The organism is Pseudomonas sp. CCNWLW23 (assembly GCF_037095675.1).
Classification (GTDB): domain Bacteria; phylum Pseudomonadota; class Gammaproteobacteria; order Pseudomonadales; family Pseudomonadaceae; genus Aquipseudomonas; species Aquipseudomonas atacamensis.
On sequence record NZ_JBAWKM010000016.1, the window covers coordinates 101,432 to 127,245 of the forward strand.

Genomic DNA, 25,814 nt, shown 5'->3' on the forward strand with positions numbered 1-25,814 from the left:
TCACTTCACTTTGAACGTGACGTTACCGGTGATCGGGTGCGTGTCGGCGGACACCGCGCGCCACTGCACCTGATAGGTGCCGGCAGGCAGCGGGGCGAGCGGGGTGATCAGCATGGTTTTCGGATCGCTGCTGGCGCTGACCTTGGCTTTCATCGGCATCGGCGAGTGAGCCATGCCACCCATTTCGGTCATTACCAGTTTGGCCCCGGAGAACTGCGTGACCAGGTTCTCGGAAAAATGCAGCTCGATCCTGCCCGGCGCGGCGCCTTCCGCGCCTTCGGCCGGCGTTGACGAAAGCAGTTTCGGGTGGGCCTGGGCGAGGGTGCTCAGGAGTAATCCGCTGGCGAATATCAGGGGCAGGGTCAATGTGCGCATGCAAGGTCTCCGGTTTGTTTTTGTAGAAGAATTCAGAACCACAGCCTGACCCCGAGGACCAGGCGCGCCTCACTGCGATCCTCGTCTTCTTCGCGGGCGTAGTCGGCGGTGTTGCCGTAAGTGCGATTCCACGTCACGCCGATATAAGGCGCGAATTCGCGGCGGATTTCATAGCGCAACCGCAGGCCTACCTCGGTATTGGACAACCCTGAGCCGATGCCTCGCTGCGGATCGTTTTTGCCGTAGATGTTGAGTTCTGCGGTCGGCTGCAGGATCAGTCGATTGGTCAGCAGGATGTCGTAGTCGCCCTCCAGGCGTACCGCACTCTGGCCGCCCTCGCCGAGGAAAGCCGTGGCTTCGGCCTCGAAGTTGTACAGCGCCATGCCTTGCACGCCGAACGCGGCCCAGGTTTGCGGTGCGCCGGGTTTGAAGTCCTGACGCACGCCGCTGACCACGTCCCACCAGGGTGAAATCGCGTGGCCCCATAGCGCTTGAATTTCCGCGTCTTCAGTCTTGCCGTTGTTGCGCTCGCCTTCAGAGCGCAGCCACAGCCGATCGGTATCCCCGCCGATCCAGCCGGACAGATCCCAGGCCAAAGCGCTGCCGTCATCGGCGTTCTGCCATTCGAGTTTGTCGGCAAGAAAGTAGCTGTTTATAACGCTGTCATGCACCTGATGACCGCCGGGGCTGGTGAACACCGCAGCGCGGTCGGCGTCGGTCACGGGCGCAATCGGCGTGCGGCTTTCGCTGGGCGCGGCGGGCTGCATCATGCCGTCGTCCATGCTTTGCATTGCCGAATGATCCATCCCGGGCATCTGGCTGTGGTCCATGCCGTGCATGGCGTCGGCAGCCATGGCAGAGGTGCCGGCGAGCATCAGCGAGAACACGCTGAGTCGAGTCATGATGGACCTCTTCATTCTTCCACCCGCACTTCGCGGAACATGCCCGTTTCCATGTGATAAAGCAGATGACAGTGATAGGCCCAGCGGCCGAGGGCGTCGGCGGTGACGCGATAGCTGCGGCGGCTGCCGGGCGGCATGTCGATGGTGTGTTTGCGCACCTGAAAGTTGCCGTTTTCGTCCTCCAGATCGCTCCACATCCCGTGCAGGTGGATCGGGTGGGTCATCATGGTGTCGTTGACCAGCACCAGGCGGATGCGCTCGCCGTATTTCAGCCGTAGAGGCTCGGCATCGGAGAATTTGATGCCGTTGAACGACCAGGCGAATTTCTCCATGTGGCCGGTCAGGTGCAGTTCTATGGTGCGGCCCGGATCGCGGCCGTCCGGGTCCTCGAAGGCGCTGCGCAGGTCGGCGTAGGTCAGCACTCGGCGGCCGTTGTTGCGCAGGCCGAGGCCGGGGTCGTCGAGCTTTGGCGCGGTGATCATGGCCTGCATGTCCACCAGCGGATTGTTGTTTTCACTGTCGGGATGGGCTTGCATCGGGCCCATGGCGGAGTGATCCATGGCACTCATGTCCATGCTGCCGTGGTCCATGCCGCCCATGCCCATGTCGTCCATGCTCACCAACGGACGCGGATCCAGCGCCGGCACTGCTGCCGACATGCCGGGGCGTGTGGCGAGAGTGCCACGGGCGTAACCGCTGCGATCCATCGCCTGAGCGAAGAGGGTGTAGGCCTCGGTTTCAGGTTCAACGATCACGTCATAGGTCTCGGCCACGGCAATGCGCAGTTCATCGACGCTGACCGGTTTGACGTGCAGGCCATCGGCAGCCACCACTGTCATTTTCAATCCCGGAATACGCACATCGAAATAGGTCATGGCCGAGCCGTTGATCAGGCGCAGGCGCAGTTTTTCGCCGGGACGGAACAGCCAGGTGAAGTTGTCATCGGGGGCCTGGCCGTTGATCAAAAAGGTGTACGTGGCGCCACTGACGTCGGCGATGTCGGTGGGGTTCATGTTCATTTGCGCCCACATCGTGCGATCGGCAACCGTGGCGCCCCAGCCTTTCTCACCGACATCGTTGATAAAGTCGCCGACGGTGCGTTTGTGGAAGTTGTAGTAGTCGGACTGTTTTTTCAGCGTCTTCATCAGTCTGGCCGGGTCTTCGTCGGTCCAGTCGCTGAGCATCACCACGTAGTCGCGATCGTACTGGAAGGGCTCTGGCTCCTTGGCCTCGATGACCAGCGGCCCGTAGACGCCGGCCTGCTCCTGTAACCCGGAATGGCTGTGATACCAGTAGGTGCCGTGTTGCCGAACCTTGAACTGGTAAACGTACACGCCGCCCGGTTCAATGCCGTGGAAACTCAGGCCCGGCACGCCGTCCATGTTCGCCGGCAGCAGAATGCCGTGCCAGTGAATCGAGGTGTCGGCGGTGAGCCGGTTTCGCACCCGCAGCGTCACGGCATCGCCTTCGCGCCAGCGCAACAGCGGGCCGGGCAGGCTGCCGTTGATGGTCATCGCTGTGCGTGCCGAACCCGTGAAATTGACCGGAGTTTCGCCGATGAACAACTCGAATTCGTTGCCGCTCAGTTCGTTGACGGGCGCGGCGCCGTTCAGCGCCCAGACCGGTGTCCGCCAGAGCCCGAGGCCACCGAGCAAGCTACCGGTGGCCAGGCCTTTGACAAAAGTGCGTCTTGTGAGAATGGAAGGCATGCGCTGGAAATCCCCGTCTGGCTCATGACAGAGAGACTAGCCAGCCCCGGCTTTCAGTTGGCTGAGGCAAACATTACAGTTTTGTCAGTTAACCCGGGCGGCTTACAGGCTTAACCCTTGCTGCACCACCTGCAGCAGATTGTTTTCCGTCAGCGCGATCGCATCCAGCTCCTGGCCGGTCTCGATAGTCTGCAACCACCAATGGCTTTCGCCATGCTCGTCAACCGTGCGCAGCAACGACTGATCGCGCCCCGGCACCTTGATCTCGACACGTCCGCAACCGTCCTCGGTGAACCGCGCAATCGGATCGAAAATCAGACTGTGATTGTTCGCTTCGATCACCAACTGGTCGATGGCGTAGTCGTGGCTTTCGCCGTCCGGCGAACTTTCGCAAACGTGCGTAGGATTGCGCCGAATCTTCAGTCCTACTTCGGTGACTGGCTGTAGCCAGGCTTCGATGCGGTGGTACAAGTCGTACACCTGAGCAGGCCAGCAATCGATTTCCAGCGCCGCATCAGCCTGGGTATGCCGTGTCTGCTTGAGTCTGGCGGCGAGTTCGTCTGCTTTACTCATGTCGGTTCCCTTGTTGGATGTCTGCCTGTTCAGCGTAGACCTTTGCACGGCGCAGGGCCTTGCCTTGCGTCATGCGCTTGCAATACAAGCGTGTCGAAATCAGCACTGGCCAAGCCTGGCCAACAACGAAAACCACGGACGCAGGCGTCCCAAGGAACGGGTCAATGAAAAAGCTGTTTACAATTCTGGCGCTGATCGCGCTGACGGCCGGTAGCATCGGCATGAGTTCGGCGCGTCAGCCGGCGTCGAACAAAGCGCAGGCGGAATCGGTGGCGGGGGTGTTCGACTACTACCTGCTGGCGCTGTCCTGGTCGCCGACTTTTTGTCTGTCGCACAAGGACGACGCGCAGTGCACCGGCAAGGGTTATGGTTTTGTCCTGCACGGTTTGTGGCCGCAATACGCCAAGGGCGGCTGGCCAGAATCCTGCCCACCGCTGACCAGGCTATCGGCGGCAGAAACCAGCAAGGGCCTGACGATGTACCCGACGAAAAAACTCCTTGATCACGAATGGTCCAAGCACGGTACCTGCAGCGGTCTCGGCGCGGAGGGCTATCTGGACAAGTCCGATCAGGCCCTCGGCGCAGTGAAGATTCCGCAGGCGTTACAGCCGTTCGGCTCGACGTCGTACTACTTCGAAGCGCAGGAAATTGTCGATCTGTTTCGCAAGGCCAATCCGGGCATTCCCGAAGATGGAATTGCGGTGGTTTGCAGCGGCCCGCAGCTGTCGGAAGTGCGGGTGTGCATGGACAAGGATTTGCAGTTCGGCGCGTGTGGCAAAGGGGTGAAGACGCAGTGCCGGGCGGGGGATATTCGGGTGCCGCCGGTACGGTGAACCATCCGTAATGAGCCAGGGAAAACAGGCGCTCCCGTGAGCGCCTGTTTTTTTGGCCTGAGGATTTGGAAATGTGAATATGAATACGAACCACGCTACTACTCAAACACCATGAACATCCCCACCGCCGACCTGCTCCGCGAAATCAACAAACCCGAATAAAGATCCTCGGGGGATTCAGGCATATCCCCCCGCATCCACCCCCAATTCCCCACGCAAAAACTCCACCAACCCCCGCTGCATCCCACTCAACACTCCCTCGCGGCTGACCAGCGCCAGTTCCGTCGGCGCCAACTCTGGCAGATCAGTACACACCTCATGCTCTGGCAATAGCGCCGAAACCGGCAGCACCGAAACCCCCAACCCGGACGCCACCGCCGCTTGGATCCCGGTCAGGCTGTGGCTGCCGAACGCCACTCGCCACGGTCGCTGCGCCACATCGAGCAGGCGAATCGCCCGTTGCCGGTACAGGCAGCCCTGCGGAAACAGCGCCAGCGGCAGCACACCGTCGCAGGTGTTGACCTCAGCGCCTTTGACCCACACCAGCCGCTCCGGCCAGGTAGCCCATGCCGGGCCGCTGTCGGGTTCGCGTTTGATCAGGGCAATGTCGATGTCGCCGGCGTCGAGGCGTTGGCGCAGGTCGAGGCTCATGCCGCTGATGGTTTCCAGGCGCGCTTGCGGATGGTTGCGGGTGAAACCGGCGAGGATCAGTGCCATGCGCCGGGCGTCGAAGTCTTCCGGCATGCCGATGCGCAGCACTTCAAGGTCGACGTCACTGGCCAGCGCTTGCGTGGCTTCGGCGGAGAGCGCCAGTAACCGGCGCGCATAGTGGATCAGCAGTTCGCCGTGTTCGGTGACCGCGACGTTCACTCCGGTGCGGTCGCGCAGGAGTAGCGGGTGGCCGACCAGATCTTCGAGTTTGCGCACCTGCTGGCTGACCGTCGATTGCGTGCGGTGCACACGTTCGGCGGCGCGGGTGAAGCTGCCTTCGTCGACTACGCAGACAAAGGTTTTCAGCAATTCCAGATCCAGCATGGCGGCGTTCCTGATAGTGGATTTGCGAATGACGATAGCGGATTTATTTAATTTCACACTATCACCGCACGCTCATAAGCTGAAATCCTCACTTTGGAGGAATCGACCGATGACTTTGAACAACACGCCGCGCCCGCACTGGCTGACCTTCGATTGCTACGGCACGCTGATTCAGTGGGATGAAGGACTGAAAGCCGTGGTCGAGAAAATGCTCAGCGACAAGGGCGAGCACGCAGTCGACGCCGCTAAGCTGATCGAAGTCTACGACCGTCACGAGCATCGTCTCGAACAAACACCGCCGCACCGTTCCTTTCGGGAACTGAGCACCCTCGGCCTGCAACTGGCGCTGGCACAGTTGGGCTTGCCGAGCCAGTCCGAGGACAGTCAGCGTCTGGCGGCGGCCATCCCGAACATGCCGCCATTTGCCGAAGTGGTCGACACCCTCGCGCTGCTCAAAGCCTTGGACTTCAAGCTGTGCATCGTCTCCAACACCGACGACGACATCATTGCCGGCAACGTTGCGCAGCTCGGCGGCCATATCGACCGGGTGATCACCGCGCAACAGGCCGGTGCCTACAAACCGGCGCCGCGCCTGTTCGACTACGCTCATGAGCAATTGGGCGTGTCCCGGGATGAAGTGGTGCACATCTGCGCCAGCCCCATGCTCGATCACACGGCGGCGCGGGACATGGGCTTTCGATGCGTGTGGATCGATCGCGGCACGGGTCGTCAGTTATTGCCGGACTATCGCCCCGACGCGATCCTCTCCAGCCTCGATCAAGTGCTGCCGCTGTTCAAATCCCTCGGCTGGACCTAAGGAGAATTGCCATGGCTCATATCTTGAGCGGCACTGGCAAAGCCAGACCAAGCGCAACGCTGCACCTGGACACCGAGGCGATCATCACCGCCCGCAACGAACTCGCTGCGTTCTTTCAACTGGCCGCGTTGCATGGTCTGGAGGAAGGCATCTGCAATCACTTTTCGGCGATGCTGCCGGGGCATGATGATCTGTTTCTGGTCAATCCATACGGCTACGCTTTTTCGGAAGTGACAGCGCAGAATCTGCTGGTCTGCGACTTCGTCGGCAATGTGGTCGATGGCGATGGCGAGCCCGAAGCGACCGCGTTCTACATCCACGCGCGCCTGCACAAACAACTGCCACGGGTAAAAGTCGCCTTCCATACGCACATGCCGCACGCCACCGCGTTGTGCCTGTTGCAAGGCCCGCCGCTGCTGTGGCTGGGGCAGACCGCGCTGAAGTTCTACGGACGGACGGCGGTGGACGAGGATTACAACGGCCTCGCACTGGACGCATCCGAAGGCGACCGCATCGCCAGCGTCATGGGCGACGCCGACATTCTCTTTCTGAAAAACCACGGGGTGATTGTCGCCGCGCCGACCATTGCCGAAGCCTGGGACGATCTGTATTACCTGGAACGCGCCGCGCAGGTGCAACTGCTGGCGATGGCCACTCAGCGCGAATTGAAACCGGTGCCTCATGCGATTGCGCAGCGCGCCTATGAACAGATGCGTGAAGGCGATGCGCAAAGTGCCCGCGAGCACCTGACCAGCGCGATGCGGCGGCTGGCCCTGCACAACTGATTAACCGTAAAGAAGCAATCGTAAATAAATCGACGAAAAGCGATCATCCAAACTCGCGACGCGCCGATAACTGGGCGGGAGGCGGGCGTTTGCCCGGTACATCCCGGTGGGCTACGCTCACACATACAAGGGTTTCGGGCTCGCGCCCCTGTCGTACCTGCCCAGGACATGCTTTTGCCAATCCCCATTCACGATCCGCATCAGGCCCCCGGCACGCTCAAACGGTTGCCGCTTCGCAAAGCGGCGGTGCTGTTTATCGTTGCGGTGAGCCTGTGCCTGTGCGGTCTGCTGTACCTGCAATTGGAGCAGTCGCGGCGTCAGGATCTGGCGGTGGCGAAAATGGCCTCGGGCAACCTGACCCGGGCCATGGCGCAGCAGGCCGAGGACACCGTGCGGGCAGCGGATCTGGTGATGACCAGCCTGGTCGACTGGATTCAGGACGATGGTTACGGGACGGCGCAGCAACCCCGGTTACAGCGGATTTTCGCCCGCCGCGCGCAGCAGCTCGATCAGTTGCACGGCATCTTTCTCTTCGATCGCGAAGGGCAGTGGATCATCACCTCGTTTGCCGATCTGCCTCGTGGCAATGGCGTGTCCGATCGCGACTATTTCAAGTTCCATCAGCAGAATGCGTCGACCGTTGCGCACATCGGCCCGGCGATTCGCAGCCGCGAAAACGGCGAATGGATCATCCCGATTTCCAGACGCGTGAACGACCAGCTCGGCAATTTTCAGGGCGTGCTGATGGCTGGCATCCGCATGTCGTACTTCGATCAGTTCTTCAAAAGCTTCAGCCTCGATGACAGCGGCATCATGTTTCTGGCGCTGACCGACGGCACCTTGCTGGCGCGACGGCCCTTTGATGAGTCGTTGATCAATACCTCGGTGGCCCACGGCGAGATCTATCAAACCCTGCTGCCGAATGCTAACGCTGGCACCGCGATGCTCAACTCCGTGGTCGACGGCGTGACCCGCTTGTACGGCTATAGACAGCTCGCCTCGTACCCGCTCGTGGTCTCTGCTGCGACGTCGCAAGACACGATTCTGCAGGGCTGGTATGACCGCGCATTTCAGTCCAGCGTGATTGTCGCGCTGGTGATTCTCGGGGTTGGCCTGTTCGGCTGGGTGTTCATTCATCAGGTGCGCGATGGCGAACGTATCGAGAAAAACCTGCGCAAGGCGCAACTGGCGCTGGAGCAGATCGCCACCCACGACAGCCTGACCGGGTTGGCCAATCGGCGCTTGTTCGAGCGCTCGCTGGACATTGAATTTGCCCGGGGCGCACGCCAGGTCAGCCCGGTCAGCCTGATCATGCTCGATATCGATTTCTTCAAGCGTTACAACGATGCTTACGGCCATGTCGCCGGCGATCAATGCCTGGCGCAGGTGGCGCGAGTGGTGAAGGCCTGCTGCCAGCGCAAGTCGGATCTGGCGGTACGTTACGGCGGCGAAGAATTTGCCGTGCTGCTGCCGGACACCGACATCAACGGCGCGCTGGCGATAGCCGGGCAGATTCGCCGTAGCGTGATCGACAAGCACATCATCCACAGCGGCTCGCCGACCGGTTATCTCACCGTGAGCCTGGGCTGTTATGCGTTTATTCCGCACGGCAACGACAGCCCGCAAGTGTTTATCCAGCGCGCGGACGCGGCGCTGTATCAGGCGAAAAATGCCGGGCGCAATCGCGCGGCGGTGTTTACAGCTGAAGAGGGTTTTGCCGAGCTGATGCGTTCGGATCGCTGATTCTTTCAATCAACAGAAATCAGAAGTGGGAGCGAGCCTGCTCGCGAATCGGTGTGTCAGCTTGCATCAAGGTTGGCTGACAGACCGCTTTCGCGAGCAGGCTCGCTCCCACATTGAGTCCTGATGTATGCAGGACTATCTGGGATGGCTCTTGTTCGTTCAGCCGCCCGTGCCACCGCCCGCACCACCCGTGCCGCCGCCGGCCGAGCCGGTGCCACCGCCCGCGCCGGAACCCGAACCGCTGGCGCCGCCATTGGTGCCCGTACCGGTGCCCATTCCCGAGCCAGTACCGGTGCCGGTGCCGTTATTGGTTCCGCCAGAACCGCTGCCACCCGATGGCGAGCCCGGGGTGTTGTCTGGCGGCATGGTCGAGCTGCTGGCGCCGCCGGACTTGGTGCCCGTCGCATCGGTGCTGTCATTGGCAGCGAAGCTGGCGGCGGACGCCGTGGCGAGCAGGCCGGCCAACAATAACGAAGTGAATTTGCGCGTCATCATGGTACGTCTCCTGATAAAGGGGATTACCTGATATTGGTCTTGCGCACTGAAACCTTGGTGCCCGTCGAGTGACGAGCGGTCAGTCGCCGCGCCAAGTGGCCTACCGTTCTTCTGCAATATTGGCTATTTGCCGAACCACCCCCGGGGACTAACGTAGCCACACATTCAATCGCTACCCCGGAGCCCACCATGCAACCTCGTGCCGATTTCTACACCGCTTCCCCTGATGCCATGAAAGCGATGATGGCGCTGGAAAATGCCGTCTCGAAACTGTCGCTGGAAAAGAGCCTGCTCGAACTGGTCAAGCTGCGCTCTTCGCAAATCAACGGCTGCGCATTCTGCATCGACATGCACACCGCCGACGCGATCAAGGACGGCGAAACCCCACGCCGCCTGTTCGCCGTAACGGCATGGCGGGAAGCGCCGTTCTTCAGCGAGCGTGAGCGTGCCGCGCTGCTGTGGACCGAGTCGCTGACACAACTGAGCCTGACCCACGCGCCGGACGAAGACTATGAAGTCGTCGCTGCGCAATTTTCGCCGAAGGAACTGGTTGACCTGACAGTGGCGATCAACACCATCAACGGCTGGAATCGCCTGGCGGTGGGCTTCCGCAAACTGCCGCAGGCCTGAGGCATTCACGCTTTTCCTTTGTGGGAGCGAGCCTGCTCGCGAAGGCGACGTGTCAGTCACCATCATCGTTGCTGACATACCGCATTCGCGAGCAGGCTCGCTCCCACAGGGACCTGCTCAATGCCCATCGGAGCTCGGCGTCGTCGGTGGTTGCACCTTGCGCATCAAGAACACCATCACAGCGTGCATTGCTTTGTATTAATACGAAGCATTACTATTCACGCCCCTTTCTCACCACGCCGCCCATCCCCCATGCGCTCCCGCAGATCCGGCTTTTTCGAGCATTACGAAGAGTTGATCGGCACCTGGACTCGGCGCCTGCGCAATCGCGCGCAGGCCGAGGATCTGGCGCACGACACCTTTGTGCGGGTGCTCGAGGCAGATTCGGCGGCGGTGCAGCAGCCCCGCGCGTATCTGCATCAGACCGCGCGCAATATCGCGGTCGATGGTTATCGGCGGGAGGACCGCCGGGGCGTCATGGAGTCGGAGGCGGTCGAGGACACTGCGTCGTCGGCGGGCGATCCGGAGCATTACATGCGCGCGATCCAGTTGGCCGATTCCATCGAACGCGCGCTCACCGAGCTGCCGCTCAACTGCCGCAAGATCTTTGTCTGGCAGAAGATCGAAGGCCTGACGCAGGCAGAAATCGCCGAACGCCTGGGGCTGTCCAAGAACATGGTCGAAAAGTATATGATCCGCACCCTGCGGCATCTGCGTGAGCGACTGGATGGCTTGCAGTCATGAGCGTTCGCACCTTTTCATTCTCAGCCGGACAGGACATTCCATGATGGAAACGGGTGATTGCGCCTGTGGGCAAACGGCGGTCCGGGAAGAGGCGGCGGCCTGGTTCGTGCGTCTGCAGGAGCCGAATGTCAGCGTCGAGCAACGGCAGCGCTTCGACGCCTGGCTGAACGAGCATCCGCAGCACCGTGAAGAATTCCAGTTGCTGCAAGGCTTGTGGACGGCGGCTGATCTGCTGCCGACGTCGCGTCTTCAGGCGCTTGCGCAAACTCCCCGCCGCGAACGTCGGCCGTTGCTGCGTTATGCCGTGGCCGCGAGTGTTCTGGCCGTGGCGCTGGGGCTTGGCCTGTTCAGTGGTTTGAATCATCCGGGCGCTTACCGCGCTGAATTCGCCACGGCGCCGGGCGAGCGCAAGCATGTGGCGTTGCCGGACGGTTCTGTAATCGATCTGAACAGTCGCAGCCGCTTGCAGGTGCGTTATGAGAAGGATCGACGGCTGATCGAATTGAGCGCGGGCGAGGCGATGTTCAGTGTTGAACACGACGCCTCGCGTCCGTTTATTGTCGAAGCCGGCAGCGGCAAGGTCACAGTCACCGGTACGCGTTTCGATGTGCGCCGCGATGCCACGCAGACCCGCGTGGCGGTGGAGCAGGGCACGGTGAAGGTGCAGGGAAGTGCTGCCCCGGACAACCAATTCATCAACCTCACCGCAGGCCTCGGCACGGCGGTCGATGCCCAGGGCAAGGTCCTGCCGGCCTACGCGGTCAACCCGGCGGAACTGACCGCATGGCGTAACGGCAAACTGGTGTTCAACAACGCCAGCCTCGGCGAAGTAGCGGCGGAAGTATCGCGCTATCGCGACAAACCGCTGACCGTATCCCAGCCGAACGTGGCCAGCCTGCGCCTGACCAGCGTGTTCAAATCCGACGACACCGACGCCTTGCTCAAAGCCTTGCCGAGCATCCTGCCGGTGACGGTGCGCACCCTTGCCGATGGCAGTCAGGAAATAATTTCCAGATAGCATTCAGGTTTTTTTTCAGTTCATCGTCTTCCTGTTCAACTGCAACTGGTTTGCATTAACAGCCGCACACTCTTGCGATCCACAGGACTGCGTACGACGTGAACATCACCACAACCCACAATAAAAAATCCCCTTGGTTGCCACTAGCTCTGGCGCTGGCGGTCAGCGCAGCGATGCCGTTGGCGTTTGCCGCTGAAGCCATTCATATCCGCGCGCAACCGCTGGGCCAGGCCTTGAGCGAGCTGGGCCAGCAAACCTCGCTGCAGGTGTTTTTCAGCCCTGAGCTGGTGGCCGGCAAACAGGCGCCAGCGGTCGACGGCGACCTTTCGCCGGAGCAGGCGCTGCGCCAGTTGTTGCAGGGCAGCGGTCTCGATTATCAGATCAACGAAGGCTCGGTGACGCTCGCTCCAGCCGCCACCTCCGCAGCCAGCAACGGCCCGCTGGAGCTCGGCGTGACCGACATCAAAGTGGTCGGCGACTGGCTCGGTGACGCGGACGCTGCGGTGGTGCAGAACCACCCCGGCGCACGCACGGTGATTCGCCGCGAAGCGATGGTCGAGCAGGGCGCGATGAACGTCAGCGACGTGCTCAAACGCGTGCCTGGCGTGCAGGTGCAGGACTCCAATGGCACCGGCGGCAGTGATATTTCCCTCAACGTCGGCGTACGCGGTCTGACTTCGCGCCTGTCGCCACGCTCGACCGTGCTGATCGACGGCGTACCTGCCGCGTTTGCTCCGTACGGCCAGCCGCAACTGTCGATGGCGCCGATTTCCTCGGGCAACCTCGACAGCATCGACGTGGTGCGTGGCGCCGGTTCCGTGCGCTACGGGCCACAGAACGTCGGCGGCGTGATCAACTTCGTGACCCGCGCGATCCCGGAGAAAACCACCGGCGAAATCGGCACAACGCTGGAAACCACTCAGTACGGCGGCTGGAAACACATCGACACCGCATTCCTCGGAGGCACCGCCGACAACGGCATGGGCGTCGCGCTGCTGTACTCCGGCGTCAACGGCCACGGCTATCGCGAGCGCAACAACGGCAACGACATCGACGACGTGCTGCTCAAGACGCACTGGGCGCCGACCGATCAGGACGATTTCAGTCTCAATTTCCACTATTACGACGCCAGCGCCGACATGCCCGGCGGTCTGACCCAGCGTCAGTACGACGACAAACCGTACGAATCGGTGCGTGACTACGACCAGTTCACAGGCCGACGCAAGGACGTGTCGTTCAAGTGGATTCGCCAGATCGACGAGCGCACCCAGGCCGAAATCCTCACCTACTACACCGACAGCTTTCGCGGCAGTACCATCGCCGCGCGCGATCAGCGCACCCTCAGCTCGTACCCGCGTTCCTACTACACCCTCGGCATCGAACCGCGCGTGTCGCGGGTGTTCGATGTCGGCCCAACCACCCAGGAAGTCAGCGTCGGTTATCGCTATCTGAAAGAGGCCATGCACGAAGAATCGAGCCGTCTGGCGCTGGTCAACAATCAGCCGGTGGTCACGCCGACCTCCGACGGCCATGTGTTCCAGGATCGCACCGGTGGCACCGAGGCCAATTCGGTGTATGTCGACAACAAGATCGACGTCGGCAACTGGACCATCACCCCGGGCATTCGCTTCGAACACATCAGCACCGATTGGCATGATCGCGCTGTCCTCGACACCGCTGGCCGGCCGGTACCGGAGAAAAACCGCAGCATCGAAAGCAACGAACCGCTGCCAGCGCTGAGCGTGATGTATCACCTGTCCGATGCCTGGAAACTGTTCGCCAACTACGAAACCTCGTTCGGCAGCCTGCAATATTTCCAGCTCGGCCAGGGCGGTTCGGGTGACAGCACCGCCAACGGTCTGGAGCCGGAAAAGGCCAAGACCTACGAGATCGGCACGCGCTACAACGATGATGTCTGGGGCGGCGAGGTGACGCTGTTCTACATCGACTTCGATGACGAACTGCAATACATCAGCAACGACGTCGGCTGGACCAACCTCGGCGCGACCAAGCACCAGGGCATCGAAGCCTCGGCGCACTACGACATGGCGGCCCTCGATCCGCGCCTCGATGGTTTGACTGCCAACGCCGGTTTCACCTACACCCGCGCCACCTATGAAGGCGAGATCCCCGGCTTCAAGGGCCGCGATCTGCCGTTCTATTCGCGGCAGGTGGCCACGGTCGGATTGCGGTACGAGATCAACCGCTGGACGTACAACATCGATGGCTTCGCCCAATCGAAACAGCGTTCGCCGGGCACCGGTGTGAATGCGGATGGCAGCTTCAATGGCAACTACATCACTAAAGGCACGGCGGACGGGCAGTACGGCGACATCCCGGGTTACGTGACCTGGAACGTGCGCGGCGGCTACGACTTTGGTCCGCAGGTGTCGAACCTCAAGCTCGGTGCCGGGGTGAAGAACGTCTTCGACAAGCAATACTTCACCCGCTCCAGCGACAACAACTCGGGGATGTATGTCGGCGCACCGCGCACGTTCTTCGTGCAGGCCAGCGTCGGTTTCTAAGGCGCTGTTTTGGCTGAACCGGTTTCACACGGCTCAGCCACAACAGGCCTGAAGCTATTGAGGAATCAGAAAGTCGATGGTCGGTCCGGGATTCCCAGCCAGGTCTGCGCCTTTGAGGCAGACGTTCTGCTGGCCATTGGCAACGGAAACATGGAACACGCCCGTGGAGGGCGGTACGCGCTGGAATCCCTGCCCGTCATTGCAGTTGACGCTCCCGGGCTGCCCGGACTTGTATTGAAATTGCAAGGGATCCAGATCCGGTGAGACCGAAAAAACCCTGACATCGTAGTCATCGTCACCCACCCATTCGATTTTATAGGCCGGCGCCAACGGCGCTGGTGCTTCCAGCAACCACCGCCAATAGATGCTGGGGGTTTTTCCATCCGATTGTTTTGGCACGTCCGTAGGCCGCTGTTGGCCAATCAGGCAGAGAAAATATAGCCCCGCACCTTCTTTGAGTTCATGGCTCAACTGATTCTCGGAACCAGGGCGAGCGGTTTGTACCTGGCTATACCCAGCAAGCGACTGGCATTCGTCCAGCGTGCGCGTATAGCGATAGCGGTAGTAGGGAGCGCTCAATGCGAAGGTTTGCAGCCAATGCCATGGCACGACTTGTCCGTGCTCGTCACGCTCGACTCTGATGTAATCGCTGTTTTGCGATGATGTTGGAAAAGACCATGCCGCTCCCAGCGGGCAGTCACCCGGACGCGGGTCGAAACGTCCCTTGGTGAAGCAAGCATCCAGACCTTCGGTTGTGGAGGCGTAGTTGGTGGCAGTTCGCTTGTTGACCTGCCCGGCAATGACTTCGCAGGGGGCGCCCTTGTCACATCGATTACGGTCACTTCCGCGCGTGGTAGTGCCCAACACACCCACGACTTCATTGGTATAACGCGCAAGCAATGGTGAGCCGGATAATCCACTGACAACATCGAGGCAACGGTTGCTCGATTGTCCTACCCATCGCCAAGGGCCTTCGATGACCGCTGCCGAATGTTCCTGTTTGCATGCCATTCGCTGAATGAAGCCGTTCACGGGCGCGCCGGTGATCAAAATGTTTTCTTCAGCGGGCAAGGGGGCATGCGCCAGTTTCAGAGGCTCGATACCGTCGCTGATCAACTGTTCCAGAGAGGTGGCAAGTTCAACGATAGAGATGTCTTGGCCACGTAGCGTGCTCCAGCCAATCCGGCCTACCGCATATGAGCGACTGTGCGGTTGCGTGTCGAAAAAATAATTGAACGTCACCCGACCCTTTGCAGGCTGATTGACGATGACCTCGTTATTGCCTATCTCCGGATGTGTGCAGTGTCCGGAGGTCAGTACATAAGCCGGATTCGACACAGTACCGGGTTCTCGTGTGTCAATGAGTGTACCGGAGCAGGTCATGCCGCCTTCAACTTCGACACGGCCAATGGCTTGCCAATGCGCATAACGTCCGTTGGCATTGGCCAGTCGCTCAGCGGGAGCAAAGTTGGCTGCGCCTTCGCCCCAGTCGTATCGATTGACGGAGGCGCATCCCTGGAGAAGAGCGATAAGTGCAACAGCCGATCCAATTCGAATGTTCATGACAGATTTCCATTTCCGCGGGGCTGGAAATCACCATGATTCAAAGGGTCAAAGCCTGTCTAGTGTCAAACCTGACAGGTGTCGCGCTAATCTTCATACTTTCAATGTCTTACCGCCGATGGCCACCGCGACCAACAGCACCGCCATCAGGCCAAAGGCAAAACTCAGGCTGCTGGCATGGGCGACGAAACCGATCACCGCCGGCCCGGCGAGAATCCCGGCATAACCGAGGGTGGTAATCGCCGGCACCGCGATGCTTTCCGGCATCACCGTTTGCTTGCCCACTGCCGTGTACAGCACCGGCACGATGTTCGAGCAACCGGCGCCGACCAGCGCATACCCGAGCAGTGCCGCTTGCCAGCTCGGCGCGAAGGTGGCGAGAAACAACCCCGCCGCCGCCAACAGCCCGCCGAACAGAATGATCCGCGTGGCACCCAGCTTGCGCACGATGCGGTCACCGAGCAGACGGCCGACGGTCATGGTCAGGGCAAACGCCGCGTAACCCATTCCCGCGTAAGCCGTGTCGATCCCGCGTTCCTGAGCGAGGAACACTGCGCTCCAGTCCAGCGCCGCGCCTTCGGTGAGGAACACGATGAAGCACATGCCGCCGATGAACAGCACGATGCCATGGGGAATGGCGAACGCCGGGCCGGAGCTTTCGCTGCCGTAGGGCAACATGTGCGGCACGCACTTGAGCAAGGCGCCGATCAGCAACACGACGACGACCAGCATCGCTGCCAGCGGTGTCAGCCCGAGGCCGAGCAGGGCGCTGACGCCCGCCGCACCAACAATGCCGCCGAGGCTGAACAGGCCGTGGAACCCCGACATCATGTGCTTGCCGCTGGCGCGCTCGACGATCACTGCTTGCAGGTTCACCGTCGAATCCACCGTGCCGAGGCCGGCACCGAACATGAACAGCGTGGCGATCAGCGCCGGGATCGACGACACCGTCGCCAGCAACGGCAGCGCCGCGCAGATCAGCAAGGTGCCGCCGGTGGCCACACGTCGGCAACCGAAGCGCGTGGCGAGGATCCCCGCCAGCGGCATCGCCAGAATCGAGCCGACGCCCAGGCACAGCAGCAATAACCCCAGCGTGCCCTCATCCAGCCCGGCCCGCGCCTTGGCGTACGGCACCAGCGGCGCCCACGCGGCGATGCCGAGGCCGGCAATGAAAAAGGCAACGCGCGTGGACATCTGTTGCAGACGTCCGGGGACGAAGGTGTCTTGGGGGTTGAGGCTGGTCATATCGATCCTTGGCAAAAAAACAACTGCATCCCGAGTGACATTCTGACGGCGTTGAGGTTCGATCTCAGGCCTTTCGGGGCATAACGGTGAACATCCTACCCTGTGGGAGCGAGCCTGCTCGCGAAAGCGGTGGGTCAAATATGGAATTGTCGACTGACGCACCGCCTTCGCGAGCAGGCTCGCTCCCACACTGGTTTGCGGTTTACAGTCGGATTTTCGCCAGCATGGAATACGGGAACAAGGCATGACGAAGTTCTACGACGCACGCGGCAATATCTACGGAGTGGTCTCGCCCCAAGCCTTGCGCGAAGCCGGAATCGTTTTGCCAGCGAGGGCCGCAGAGTGCGCCGTATCCAGGCAGCAATGGAGCGAGGCCGCCATCGCCTTGTGCTGTCACTGGCCCGAAGGCCAACGCCCGGCCAACAGCAAACCCCACCGCAGCGACGGCCTGCTGATCGGCCCGTTCCAGGCATCTGCGCCGTTCGATGTACTGATCGTCAACACCGACGGCAGCCTCGCCGAGCGCAGCGGTAACGGCCTGACGATTTTTTCTCAGGCATTGACCGAACAAGGCTTGATGGCGGAGCAGGGCGCCGTGTTGCGCGTTCATCATGACAAGGGCGAAGCGCTGGAAACCGCGGTGACACCGGCCGAAGTCCAAGGCGTGCGCGGTTTCTGGCTCGACCTCGGTCAGCCTGGCTTCGGCCCGGAGGCTGTGGGTGCGCAGACGGTTGCAAACGTTCAGTTCAACAATCGCGACGTCAGCCATGTCCAGCCCCTGGCGGAACTCGATCCTGACTGGAGCCACAGCCAATTCGTCCGTATCGGCAATCCGCACTGTGTAACGCTGCTCAGCGATGCAAGCGCTTTGCCGAGCAACGAACAGATGGGTGAATCACCGCTGAACGAGAGGCTGACGGCAATTGCCTATGCCATGCCCAACGGTGCCGGTAATCCCTGCCCGGCGGGCGTCAATCTGCAATGGGCCGCGCTGACGTCGCCGCAGCAAATCCTCGCCCGGGTATTCGAACGTGGTGAGGGACCTACCGCGTCATCTGGCACCAGTGCCAGCGCAGTGGCGTGTGCGGCGTGGCGGGTGGGTTGGGTCGAGGCAGGGGAGGTGCGGGTGGTCATGCCGGGTGGCACCGCACCGGTTTTGCTTGAGGTTTCGCAAGGGGAGTTGCTGCGCGTCAGATTGTTTGGCACGGCGCGGTTGGCGGGTTGATTCGACCGACGCCATCGCTGGCAAGCCAGGCTCCCACAGGTTTTGCATGAGGGCCCAATCATGTGCTCAACACAAAACCTGTGGGAGCCTGGCTTGCCAGCGATGAGGCCATCAGCCCCAGCGCAATCTCAACTGAACTCCACCACCGGCATCTGCCGCTTCATCAACACCTTGCCGCCGCGAATCGAATACAGCGGCAGGCCTTGGCTGCGGATCACTTCGTAATCACTGTCTGCCGAGAGAATCAGCAGGTTCGCCGGGCGGCCCTGTTCCAGTCCGTAGCGCTCGCCCAGGTGCATGGCTTTGGCGCTGTTGTCGGTGACCAGATCTAGCGCACTTTGCAGGTTGCGATAACCGAGCATGTGGCAGATGTGCAGACCGGCTTCGAGCACGCGCAGGATGTTGCCGTTACCCAGCGGATACCACGGGTCGACGATCGAGTCCTGGCCGAAACACACGTTCATGCCGGCTTCGAGCAGTTCATTGACGCGGGTCACGCCCCGGCGTTTGGGGAAGTTGTCGAAGCGCCCTTGCAGATGAATGCTTTCGGTCGGGCAGGAAACAAAACTGATCCCGGAATGGCCGAGCAGGCGGAACAGTTTGGCGCAGTAGGCGTTGTCATAAGAGCCCATCGCCGTGGTGTGGCTGGCGGTGACGCGGGCGCCCATGTCGCGGCTGCGCGCTTCTTCGGCAAGCACTTCAAGGAAGCGTGAATGCGGATCGTCGGTCTCGTCGCAATGCACATCGACCAGGCAGCCGGTGCGCTCGGCCAGGTCCATCAGGAACTTCACCGAGCTGACGCCCTGATCGCGGGTGTATTCGAAATGCGGAATGCCGCCGACCACGTCGGCGCCCATGCGGATTGCTTCTTCCATCAACTCGCGCCCGTTGCGGAACGACTCGATGCCTTCCTGCGGGAACGCGACGATTTGCAGGTCGATCAGGTGACGACTTTCCTCGCGCACTTCGAGCATGGCCTTGAGCGCGGTGAGTTGCGGGTCGGTGACGTCAACGTGGGTGCGCACGTGCTGAATGCCGTGGGCGGCCAAGGCCTGAATGGTCTTCTTGGCGCGGGTCTTGGTGTCTTCTTCGGTGATGGTGACCTTGCGCTCGCCCCAGCATTCGATGCCCTCGAACAGCGTGCCGCTCATGTTCCAGCGCGGCTCGCCCGCAGTGAGGGTGGCGTCGAGGTGGATGTGCGGCTCGACGAAGGGCGGCACCACCAGATTGCCGCCGGCATCGAGGTCATCCGCGCCGAGGGTCGGCGCTTCGGTCTGACGGGCGATGCTGTGGATCAGGCCGTCTTCAAGGTGCAATTCGTGCAGGCCTTCCTGGTTGCGCAGGCGGGCGTTGATGATGTGCATCAGGCGAATCCTTTTTATAGGTCTTGTAGTGGTGCGCTGATGCGACGGGCGCCGAGCACACCGGTGACGATGACATACGTTAGCGCGGCAGCGGCAATGCCTACCAGCGGCGCGACCCAGGGCGAGCTGAACGCAGCGACGGTGCCCACCCCGTAGGCCCCGAGCCCCGGCCAGTTGAACGCCGGCAACCGTGCGTCGGCCAGGCGCGGATAGTGCCCGCGCCAGCGGTAGAAGAAGTCAGCCATGATCACCCCGCCAATCGGCGGAATAACCGTGCCGAGCAGGATCAGATACGGCACCAGCATGTCGTACATGCCCAGCAGGGCGAGCAGAGTGCCGATCACCGCGCCACCGAGGGTCACGGTCTTGCGCCGCCCGGTGCGCAGCAGGTTGCAGCCGGCGACGGCGAAGTTGTAGATGGTGTTGTCCTGAGTGCTCCAGATGTTCAGCAACAGCATGGCCATCGCGGCCATGGCGAAGCCCTGCAACAGCAGCACTTCAACCACATCCGGCTGTTGATAGACGATCGCGCCGTACGCGCCGATCAGCACCATCAGGCCGTTGCCGATGAAAAAACCGATCAGGCTGGCCAGCACTGCCACTTTTGCCGAGCGCGAAAATCGCGTCCAGTTGGTGGCTTGCGTTGCGCCGCTGACGAAGGTGCCGAACACCAGCGTGATCGCCGTCGACCAGTCCAGCGAACCGGTCGGCACCACGCTGAGCAAGCCTTCGAAACCGCCGACTTTCACGGTCGCTGCCCACATCGACAGCATCAGCAGCAACATCATCGCCGGCACCGCGATGTACGAGAGAATCTCCAGTCCGCGATAGCCGATGTACGCCGTAGCGCAGAAGCCCAGACCGAACAGCACCATCAGGACCAGCACGGTGGTTTCATCGAGATTGAAATACTTGCCGATCACCACCGCTGCCGTCGCTGTTCCCCAGGCGTACCAGCCGATCTGGGTGAAACCGAGGATCAGGTCGCTGAGCTTGCTGCCGACTTCGCCAAAACAGAAACGGCCCATCAGCACCGAATTGAGGCCGCTCTTGAAGGCGATGTAACCCAGCCCTGCTGCGTACAGACCGAGCAGCAGGTTGCCGACAATGATCACCGCCATCATCTCGGCGAAACCGAACGCGACCCCGAGCTTGCCGCCGGCAAACATGGTCGCGGTGAAAAACGTGAAGCCCAGTAACACCATCGCCGTCGAGGCCAGGCCTTTGCGCGCGTGCATGGGGACTTCACTGAGCGGGTAATCGTTGCCGGAGGCGTTCTGCGTCATGGGGCAGTCCTTGCTGGAAGGGGAAGACGCAGAAGGGTTGCAGCGGTCGTGCCAAGCGCGGTCGGGCCGGGTATGTATAGACGACACGGCGAAGTCAGGCGCGAAAACGGTGCACCCGAACACACCGAAGCCCAATGTAGGAGCTGCCGAAGGCTGCGATCTGATCGTTCCCACGCAGAGCGTCTGATCGTTCCCACGCTCTGCGTGGGAATGCAGCCCAGGACGCTCCGCGTCCCATTCCAAAGCCGAACGCGGAGCGTCCGTTGAGGCATTCCCACGCAGAGCGTGGGAACGATCGGTGTCAGGGGGAATAATGTTGGGTCAGAAGAAGCGCATGAGGGCAGCGGCGATGGCTTTGGCAGGAGATCTTTGTTGCTATTCGCCGCGATAAATGCAGCCGCTGGTGCACGTCTCATGAATGCGGATCGCGCTGAGTTCCGGCAGCAAAGGCTTCATCTCATTCCAGATGAATTTGGCCAGCACTTCGCTGGTCGGGTTTTCCAGGCCGGGAATATCGTTCAGGTAGTTGTGGTCGAGACGCTCATACAGCGGCTTGAAAATCGCTTTGATCTCGGAGAAATCGCGAATCCAGCCAGTGTGCGGGTCGAGGTCGCCGCTCAGGTGCAGCGCGACCTTGAACGAGTGGCCGTGCAGGCGTCCGCACTTGTGGCCGTCCGGGACGTGCGGCAGGCGGTGGGCGGATTCGAAAGTAAACTCTTTGAAGATTTCCACGGTATTTTCGGCTCTGTTCAGATGGCGTTCGCCGCAGCGATTCGGGCAGGCGGCGAGTTTATCAGCTTGTCTTTGGCCGTGCTGACTAAAGGGTCAGCAAGCGCTCGGCGAGGCGACCGTTGGCCGTCAGTTCGAGAAATTCGTCGCCCAGTCGGCGGCTCTCGTCCATCGCCGTGTGCCAGTATTTCTGCCGGCTCGGCGCATCGCCCATAAAGCGTTTGAAGTCGTTACGGTCGGGCAGTTTGCCGTAGGGCAGGCGCGCCAGATATTCCTTCGACGGCGCGACCAGCAGCACATCTTGCAAACGCTGCACCGAAGCGCGGCGCCAGGGCAGAGTCTTGTCGAACCAGCCGGGAATCACCCGATCGGTGAAGTGCGGATAGAGCACGATACCGTCGCCGCTGTAGGGCAGGTCGAGATGGTAGTCGAGCAAACCGCCGTCGCGGAACGTACCCGCGCCGGCGCCGGGCAAGTCGCGTACGCCTTCCATGACCATCGGGATCGATCCGGAAGCGAGCAGGGCTTGGCGCAGGTTACCGGTGTTGAGGGCAACGAAGCGCGAGGGGAAATCGGTCAAGGCATCAAGCGGCGGGGCCAGGCGCGGATCGTGGATGATCAGCCGTTCGAAGTGCCGCGACAGCCGCGCACGACCGCGCAGGTTGTCGGCGATCACCGAACCCAGCGCCAGACCGAGGCGCCCGCGATGGTCTTCGGCGAGGCGGCCCTGGCTCTTCACCACCATGATGTTCAAGCGGTAATCGGCGTTCTCGAGGATGCTCGCATCGCGGCCGTCGAGCAGATCATTGAGCATGCGCTGCGAGCTCTGGCTGATCTCGGCCATGCTCACGCCTTTGTTGAAATGCTGCTCGGCGTAGAGCTGGCCGAGGCGGCGAATGCCTTCGGCGGCGTCCGGCAGGCAGGCGCTGGCGAAGCGCCAGGAACCCACCGAGGCGCCGATCAGCGAACGCTCACGCGGCGCACTCGGCAGCCACTCGCCGAACAACGCCAGATCGAGCCCCTGAATCCCCAACGCCTTTGGCCCACCGGCCGCACCGGGCAGGGTGCCGACGTCCGCGGCGTGCAGCCCCTGCGCACGAATCCGCGCCATGGCCCGCGGGCCGGCCTTGAGGGTGAGGGCGGGGAACTTGATGTGGATGGCGGTCATACCGGTCTCGATCGTTAGCAAGCTGGCGATTATAAGCACATGTTGCAGGCCCATGCAGGAGTGAGCCTGTCCCACAACGGGGCAGACGCAAAACCAGTGTGGGAGCGAGCCTGCTCGCGAAAGCGGCGGGTCAGAAACATCGTTACAGCTGACACTCCGTCTTCGCGAGCAGGCTCGCTCCCACAGGGGACCTTGCCAGCAATGGGGCACAATGATGGCCATTCAGTTTCAGTTAAGTTGATCCCGCTATGGTGCCCACCGTAAGCAACATATAAGAATTCGGAGACACCCATGAAAACCCTGACTGCCCTGACCACTGCCTTGATCCTCGGCCTTGGCGCCCACACTGCGCTGGCGCGCGATCTCGGGCCTGACGAAGCGCTTCGTTTGCGCGACGCTGGTACTATCGTCTCCTTCGAGAAGCTCAACGCCATCGCGCTGGAAAAACACCCCGGTTCGGAAATCACCGAAACCGAGCTGGAGGAAGAGTACGGCAAGTTCATTTACCAGATCGAACTGCGCGACCCGAAAGGGCTGAAGTGGGATCTGGAGTTGAACGCGGTCGATGGTGAAGTGCTCAGGGATCATCAGGATACGTAATGAAGCTGAATAGTCGCGCCACCCGCCTGACGGCGCTGGCGCTGGTGTTGTTGTGCAGCACGGCCATGGCTCGCGACCTCGATCAGGACGAGGCGCTGGCCCTGCGTCGCGATGGCGTGATCCTGCCGCTGGAGCAAGTGCTGCAGCAGGCCATGGATCGCTACCCCGGCGCCAAACTGCTGGAAGTCGAGCTGGAAGAAAAACACGACGTGTACATTTACGAAGTCGAATTGCTGACGGTCGAAGGCGTGGCGCGCGAGCTGCACCTGAAGGCCGATACCGGCGAGTTAGTCAAAGACAAGGAAGATTGATCAATGCGTTTGCTTCTGGTGGAAGACCACGTACCGCTGGCCGACGAATTGCTCGCCGGCCTGCAACGCCAAGGCTACGCGGTGGATTGGCTGGCCGATGGTCGTGACGCGGTGTATCAGGGCAGCAGCGAGCCCTATGACCTGATCATCCTCGACCTCGGCCTGCCCGGCGTGCCGGGGCTGGACGTGTTGGCGCAGTGGCGCGCCGCCGGCCTGGCGATTCCGGTGCTGATCCTCACCGCGCGTGATTCCTGGGCCGAGCGCATCGAAGGGCTGAAGGCCGGCGCTGACGATTACCTGACCAAACCGTTCCATCCGGAAGAGCTGTACCTGCGCATTCAGTCACTGTTGCGCCGCTCCAAGGGCCAGGCCAACCAGCCGACTTTGCAAGCCGCCGGCCTGCATCTGGACGAAGGTCGCCAGTGCGTGGTTCGCGACGGCGCCGACATTCAGCTGACCGCCGCTGAATTCCGTCTGCTGCGCTATTTCATGCTGCACCCCGAACAGATCCTCTCGAAAAGCCACCTCGCCGAACACCTCTACGACGGTGAGACCGAGCGCGACTCCAATGTCCTCGAAGTCCACGTCAATCACCTGCGGCGCAAGCTCGGCAAAAGCGTGATCGAAACCCGTCGCGGTCAGGGTTACCTGTTCGGCGGGCAAGCTTCATGAGATCAATCCAGCGCCGTTTGAGCCTGGGTTTGATCAGTGTGATGGTGATCGTCGGTCTGGTACTGGCGCAAACCAGCCTGTGGTTGTTCGAAGTCGGTTTGCAGCGCTACCTCGAAGCCGGCCTGCGCAACGACAGCGAAAGCCTGCTGGTGGCGCTGGTGCGCGGCCCGCAAGGTTTGCAATTGGATGAGCGGCATCTCTCGCCGGCCTATCAGCGGCCGTTTTCCGGGCATTACTTTCGCATCGATTTTTCCGACAGCCACTGGCGTTCGCGCTCGCTGTGGGATCAGGAACTGCCGCTGCTGCAACACCCGGGGCTGCACAGCAACCTGCAACTGGGCCCGGGCGGGCAACGCTTGCTGATACTGCGCTCGGACTATCGGCGCCTGGGTCAGTCGATCTCGATCAGCGTCGCCCAGGATTACACGCCGGTCAGCGACAGTTTCCAGCGCATGCGCCAGATCGGCCTCGGCCTGGGGCTGGCGGCGTTGCTGCTGATCCTGTTCCTGCAACGCCTGACCGTACGCCGCGCGCTGAAACCGCTGGAACGCGCGCGCGAGCAGATCGCTCAGTTGCAACAGGGCCAGCGCTCGCAACTCGACGATCAGGTGCCGGTGGAACTGGAGCCGCTGGTGGCGCAGATCAACCACTTGCTCGCCCACACCGAAGACAGCCTCAAGCGCTCGCGCAATGCCTTGGGCAACCTCGGCCACGCGCTGAAAACCCCGTTGGCGGTGCTGCTCAGCCTAGCCTCCAGCGACAAGCTCGATGACCATCCCGAGCTGCGCAGAATTCTCAAGGAGCAACTGGAGCAGGTGCAGCAGCGCTTGAATCGCGAACTCAATCGCGCGCGGTTATCCGGGGATGCGCTGCCCGGCGCGTTGTTCGATTGCGATGCCGAGCTGCCGGGGTTGCTGGCGACGCTGAACATGATTCACGGCGAGCATCTGGCCTTGAGCTACGTCGCACCGCCGGGTTTGCAACTGCCGTGGGACCGCGAGGACTTGCTCGAACTGCTCGGCAATCTGCTCGACAACGCCTGCAAATGGGCCGATGCCGAGGTGCGCTTGAGTGTGATCGAAAGGTCTGACGGCTTTGCCCTGAGCGTGGAAGATGACGGCCCGGGGATTCCCGAAGAGCAGCGCACTCAGGTGTTCAGCCGTGGCACGCGACTGGATGAGCAGACCCACGGGCATGGGCTCGGCCTTGGGATCGTGCGGGATATTGTCGATACCTGGGGTGGCTTGCTGGTGCTGGGCGAAAGCGAGTGGGGCGGGTTGAAAGTGGTGATTGAACTGCCTCGGCGGTGAGCCCTTGAAAAGCCCCTCACCCTAACCCTCTCCCAGAGGGAGAGGGGACTGATTGAGTTGTTCTTGAGAGATGCACCCACTTGAAATCCGAGTCGAACTCAGGACTTGAATGGCATGAAGATCGGCTCCCTTTCCCCGTCGCCCCCCTTGGGGGGAG

Annotated in this window: 25 protein-coding genes; 13 read left to right on the top strand and 12 right to left on the bottom strand. The window is 61.5% G+C overall.

All coding sequences use genetic code 11. The features are described 5' to 3' along the window. The 4 genes from copC to V8J63_RS19810 all read right to left on the bottom strand — a co-directional run bounded on the left by copC (nt 1) and on the right by V8J63_RS19810 (nt 3,559). Nucleotides 1-375 (bottom strand): copper homeostasis periplasmic binding protein CopC, encoded by a 375-nt coding sequence (gene copC, locus V8J63_RS19795; protein ID WP_056791417.1) that lies wholly within the window; start codon nt 373-375, stop codon nt 1-3. Between the two features lie 32 nt (nt 376-407). Next, entirely contained in the window at nt 408-1,277 is an 870-nt protein-coding gene (locus V8J63_RS19800; protein ID WP_130887504.1) for a copper resistance protein B, read from the bottom strand. 11 nt (nt 1,278-1,288) lie between these two features. Next, nucleotides 1,289-2,986, bottom strand: coding sequence for a copper resistance system multicopper oxidase (locus tag V8J63_RS19805; RefSeq protein WP_336464524.1), 1,698 nt, complete (start codon nt 2,984-2,986; stop codon nt 1,289-1,291). Between the two features lie 102 nt (nt 2,987-3,088). After that, nucleotides 3,089-3,559 carry a hypothetical protein gene (locus V8J63_RS19810; protein WP_071173016.1) on the bottom strand — a complete coding sequence of 157 codons (471 nt, stop codon included), beginning with the start codon at nt 3,557-3,559 and terminating at the stop codon, nt 3,089-3,091. A 164-nt stretch (nt 3,560-3,723) separates the two neighbouring features. Here V8J63_RS19810 and V8J63_RS19815 point away from each other — a divergent pair, with 164 nt between their 5' ends. Continuing rightward, complete coding sequence (locus V8J63_RS19815) at nt 3,724-4,392, top strand: ribonuclease T2 family protein (protein ID WP_130887502.1); 669 nt, start codon at nt 3,724-3,726, stop codon at nt 4,390-4,392. Nucleotides 4,393-4,569: 177 nt separating this feature from the next. On the opposite strand, the gene V8J63_RS19820 is transcribed toward V8J63_RS19815, so the two are convergent. Beyond that, nucleotides 4,570-5,427 carry a LysR substrate-binding domain-containing protein gene (locus V8J63_RS19820; protein ID WP_024013590.1) on the bottom strand — a complete coding sequence of 286 codons (858 nt, stop codon included), beginning with the start codon at nt 5,425-5,427 and terminating at the stop codon, nt 4,570-4,572. Between the two features lie 109 nt (nt 5,428-5,536). Between V8J63_RS19820 and V8J63_RS19825 the strand changes: the two genes are divergently transcribed. The 3 genes from V8J63_RS19825 to V8J63_RS19835 all read left to right on the top strand — a co-directional run bounded on the left by V8J63_RS19825 (nt 5,537) and on the right by V8J63_RS19835 (nt 8,772). Beyond that, the gene (locus V8J63_RS19825) at nt 5,537-6,244 is read left to right on the top strand and encodes a haloacid dehalogenase type II (protein ID WP_336464525.1); all 708 of its coding nucleotides are present in this window, start codon (nt 5,537-5,539) and stop codon (nt 6,242-6,244) included. Between the two features lie 11 nt (nt 6,245-6,255). Beyond that, nucleotides 6,256-7,029 (top strand): aldolase, encoded by a 774-nt coding sequence (locus V8J63_RS19830; RefSeq protein ID WP_336464526.1) that lies wholly within the window; start codon nt 6,256-6,258, stop codon nt 7,027-7,029. A gap of 174 nt (nt 7,030-7,203) precedes the next feature. Further along, nucleotides 7,204-8,772 (top strand): sensor domain-containing diguanylate cyclase, encoded by a 1,569-nt coding sequence (locus tag V8J63_RS19835; RefSeq protein ID WP_336464527.1) that lies wholly within the window; start codon nt 7,204-7,206, stop codon nt 8,770-8,772. Between the two features lie 159 nt (nt 8,773-8,931). Here the strand turns inward: V8J63_RS19835 and V8J63_RS19840 are convergent, their stop codons facing one another. Next, complete coding sequence (locus tag V8J63_RS19840; protein WP_016775424.1) at nt 8,932-9,267, bottom strand: hypothetical protein; 336 nt, start codon at nt 9,265-9,267, stop codon at nt 8,932-8,934. A 189-nt stretch (nt 9,268-9,456) separates the two neighbouring features. On the opposite strand from V8J63_RS19840, the gene V8J63_RS19845 reads away from it, so the two are divergent. From V8J63_RS19845 to V8J63_RS19860, 4 genes are all read left to right on the top strand, one after another. Next, on the top strand, nt 9,457-9,897 hold the full coding sequence (locus V8J63_RS19845) for a carboxymuconolactone decarboxylase family protein (RefSeq protein ID WP_016775423.1): 441 nt from the start codon (nt 9,457-9,459) through the stop codon (nt 9,895-9,897). Between the two features lie 252 nt (nt 9,898-10,149). Then, a complete protein-coding gene (locus tag V8J63_RS19850) occupies nt 10,150-10,641 on the top strand; it encodes a sigma-70 family RNA polymerase sigma factor (protein WP_336464528.1) in 492 nt (163 codons plus the stop codon). A gap of 40 nt (nt 10,642-10,681) precedes the next feature. Further along, nucleotides 10,682-11,659 (top strand): FecR family protein, encoded by a 978-nt coding sequence (locus V8J63_RS19855; RefSeq protein ID WP_336464529.1) that lies wholly within the window; start codon nt 10,682-10,684, stop codon nt 11,657-11,659. A 98-nt stretch (nt 11,660-11,757) separates the two neighbouring features. Next, nucleotides 11,758-14,184: a TonB-dependent siderophore receptor gene (locus V8J63_RS19860; protein WP_336464530.1), complete on the top strand. Its 2,427-nt coding sequence runs from the start codon at nt 11,758-11,760 to the stop codon at nt 14,182-14,184. 54 nt (nt 14,185-14,238) lie between these two features. Here V8J63_RS19860 and V8J63_RS19865 read toward each other — a convergent pair whose 3' ends face one another. Both V8J63_RS19865 and V8J63_RS19870 read right to left on the bottom strand, forming a co-directional pair. Next, on the bottom strand, nt 14,239-15,747 hold the full coding sequence (locus V8J63_RS19865; protein WP_336464531.1) for a trypsin-like serine peptidase: 1,509 nt from the start codon (nt 15,745-15,747) through the stop codon (nt 14,239-14,241). Between the two features lie 93 nt (nt 15,748-15,840). Further along, a complete protein-coding gene (locus V8J63_RS19870; RefSeq protein ID WP_130930134.1) occupies nt 15,841-16,992 on the bottom strand; it encodes an MFS transporter in 1,152 nt (383 codons plus the stop codon). A 244-nt stretch (nt 16,993-17,236) separates the two neighbouring features. On the opposite strand from V8J63_RS19870, the gene V8J63_RS19875 reads away from it, so the two are divergent. Then, nucleotides 17,237-18,217 carry a diaminopimelate epimerase gene (locus tag V8J63_RS19875; protein WP_336464532.1) on the top strand — a complete coding sequence of 327 codons (981 nt, stop codon included), beginning with the start codon at nt 17,237-17,239 and terminating at the stop codon, nt 18,215-18,217. A 128-nt stretch (nt 18,218-18,345) separates the two neighbouring features. On the opposite strand, the gene codA is transcribed toward V8J63_RS19875, so the two are convergent. The 4 genes from codA to V8J63_RS19895 all read right to left on the bottom strand — a co-directional run bounded on the left by codA (nt 18,346) and on the right by V8J63_RS19895 (nt 22,764). After that, a complete protein-coding gene (gene codA, locus V8J63_RS19880; RefSeq protein ID WP_039763460.1) occupies nt 18,346-19,581 on the bottom strand; it encodes a cytosine deaminase in 1,236 nt (411 codons plus the stop codon). Nucleotides 19,582-19,595: 14 nt separating this feature from the next. Next, nucleotides 19,596-20,867 (bottom strand): cytosine permease, encoded by a 1,272-nt coding sequence (gene codB / locus V8J63_RS19885; RefSeq protein WP_130888990.1) that lies wholly within the window; start codon nt 20,865-20,867, stop codon nt 19,596-19,598. A 375-nt stretch (nt 20,868-21,242) separates the two neighbouring features. Further along, nucleotides 21,243-21,599, bottom strand: a complete 357-nt coding sequence (queD, locus tag V8J63_RS19890; RefSeq protein WP_007915588.1) for a 6-carboxytetrahydropterin synthase QueD — start codon at nt 21,597-21,599, stop codon at nt 21,243-21,245. Between the two features lie 85 nt (nt 21,600-21,684). Further along, nucleotides 21,685-22,764 (bottom strand): hypothetical protein, encoded by a 1,080-nt coding sequence (locus V8J63_RS19895; RefSeq protein WP_071172995.1) that lies wholly within the window; start codon nt 22,762-22,764, stop codon nt 21,685-21,687. Between the two features lie 291 nt (nt 22,765-23,055). On the opposite strand from V8J63_RS19895, the gene V8J63_RS19900 reads away from it, so the two are divergent. Genes V8J63_RS19900 through V8J63_RS19915 form a run of 4 tightly spaced genes read left to right on the top strand, consistent with a single transcriptional unit; the run spans nt 23,056 to nt 25,657 of the window. Next, a complete protein-coding gene (locus V8J63_RS19900) occupies nt 23,056-23,364 on the top strand; it encodes a PepSY domain-containing protein (RefSeq protein WP_336464533.1) in 309 nt (102 codons plus the stop codon). Further along, nucleotides 23,364-23,675 carry a PepSY domain-containing protein gene (locus V8J63_RS19905; RefSeq protein WP_016775413.1) on the top strand — a complete coding sequence of 104 codons (312 nt, stop codon included), beginning with the start codon at nt 23,364-23,366 and terminating at the stop codon, nt 23,673-23,675. The genes V8J63_RS19900 and V8J63_RS19905 overlap by 1 nt, the downstream gene beginning before the upstream one ends. Nucleotides 23,676-23,678: 3 nt before the next feature. Continuing rightward, on the top strand, nt 23,679-24,347 hold the full coding sequence (locus V8J63_RS19910; protein ID WP_016775412.1) for a response regulator transcription factor: 669 nt from the start codon (nt 23,679-23,681) through the stop codon (nt 24,345-24,347). Further along, complete coding sequence (locus V8J63_RS19915; RefSeq protein ID WP_130929656.1) at nt 24,344-25,657, top strand: sensor histidine kinase; 1,314 nt, start codon at nt 24,344-24,346, stop codon at nt 25,655-25,657. The genes V8J63_RS19910 and V8J63_RS19915 overlap by 4 nt, the downstream gene beginning before the upstream one ends. The last annotated feature ends 157 nt before the right edge of the window (nt 25,658-25,814 follow it).

Coding starts and splice junctions, on each gene's coding strand:
- copC (WP_056791417.1), bottom strand. CDS start 375: ATGCGCACATTGACCCTGCCCCTGATATTCGCCAGCGGATTACTCCTG.
- V8J63_RS19800 (WP_130887504.1), bottom strand. CDS start 1,277: ATGACTCGACTCAGCGTGTTCTCGCTGATGCTCGCCGGCACCTCTGCC.
- V8J63_RS19805 (WP_336464524.1), bottom strand. CDS start 2,986: ATGCCTTCCATTCTCACAAGACGCACTTTTGTCAAAGGCCTGGCCACC.
- V8J63_RS19810 (WP_071173016.1), bottom strand. CDS start 3,559: ATGAGTAAAGCAGACGAACTCGCCGCCAGACTCAAGCAGACACGGCAT.
- V8J63_RS19815 (WP_130887502.1), top strand. CDS start 3,724: ATGAAAAAGCTGTTTACAATTCTGGCGCTGATCGCGCTGACGGCCGGT.
- V8J63_RS19820 (WP_024013590.1), bottom strand. CDS start 5,427: ATGCTGGATCTGGAATTGCTGAAAACCTTTGTCTGCGTAGTCGACGAA.
- V8J63_RS19825 (WP_336464525.1), top strand. CDS start 5,537: ATGACTTTGAACAACACGCCGCGCCCGCACTGGCTGACCTTCGATTGC.
- V8J63_RS19830 (WP_336464526.1), top strand. CDS start 6,256: ATGGCTCATATCTTGAGCGGCACTGGCAAAGCCAGACCAAGCGCAACG.
- V8J63_RS19840 (WP_016775424.1), bottom strand. CDS start 9,267: ATGATGACGCGCAAATTCACTTCGTTATTGTTGGCCGGCCTGCTCGCC.
- V8J63_RS19845 (WP_016775423.1), top strand. CDS start 9,457: ATGCAACCTCGTGCCGATTTCTACACCGCTTCCCCTGATGCCATGAAA.
- V8J63_RS19850 (WP_336464528.1), top strand. CDS start 10,150: ATGCGCTCCCGCAGATCCGGCTTTTTCGAGCATTACGAAGAGTTGATC.
- V8J63_RS19855 (WP_336464529.1), top strand. CDS start 10,682: ATGATGGAAACGGGTGATTGCGCCTGTGGGCAAACGGCGGTCCGGGAA.
- V8J63_RS19865 (WP_336464531.1), bottom strand. CDS start 15,747: ATGAACATTCGAATTGGATCGGCTGTTGCACTTATCGCTCTTCTCCAG.
- V8J63_RS19870 (WP_130930134.1), bottom strand. CDS start 16,992: ATGACCAGCCTCAACCCCCAAGACACCTTCGTCCCCGGACGTCTGCAA.
- V8J63_RS19875 (WP_336464532.1), top strand. CDS start 17,237: ATGACGAAGTTCTACGACGCACGCGGCAATATCTACGGAGTGGTCTCG.
- codA (WP_039763460.1), bottom strand. CDS start 19,581: ATGCACATCATCAACGCCCGCCTGCGCAACCAGGAAGGCCTGCACGAA.
- codB (WP_130888990.1), bottom strand. CDS start 20,867: ATGACGCAGAACGCCTCCGGCAACGATTACCCGCTCAGTGAAGTCCCC.
- V8J63_RS19895 (WP_071172995.1), bottom strand. CDS start 22,764: ATGACCGCCATCCACATCAAGTTCCCCGCCCTCACCCTCAAGGCCGGC.
- V8J63_RS19900 (WP_336464533.1), top strand. CDS start 23,056: ATGAAAACCCTGACTGCCCTGACCACTGCCTTGATCCTCGGCCTTGGC.
- V8J63_RS19905 (WP_016775413.1), top strand. CDS start 23,364: ATGAAGCTGAATAGTCGCGCCACCCGCCTGACGGCGCTGGCGCTGGTG.
- V8J63_RS19910 (WP_016775412.1), top strand. CDS start 23,679: ATGCGTTTGCTTCTGGTGGAAGACCACGTACCGCTGGCCGACGAATTG.
- V8J63_RS19915 (WP_130929656.1), top strand. CDS start 24,344: ATGAGATCAATCCAGCGCCGTTTGAGCCTGGGTTTGATCAGTGTGATG.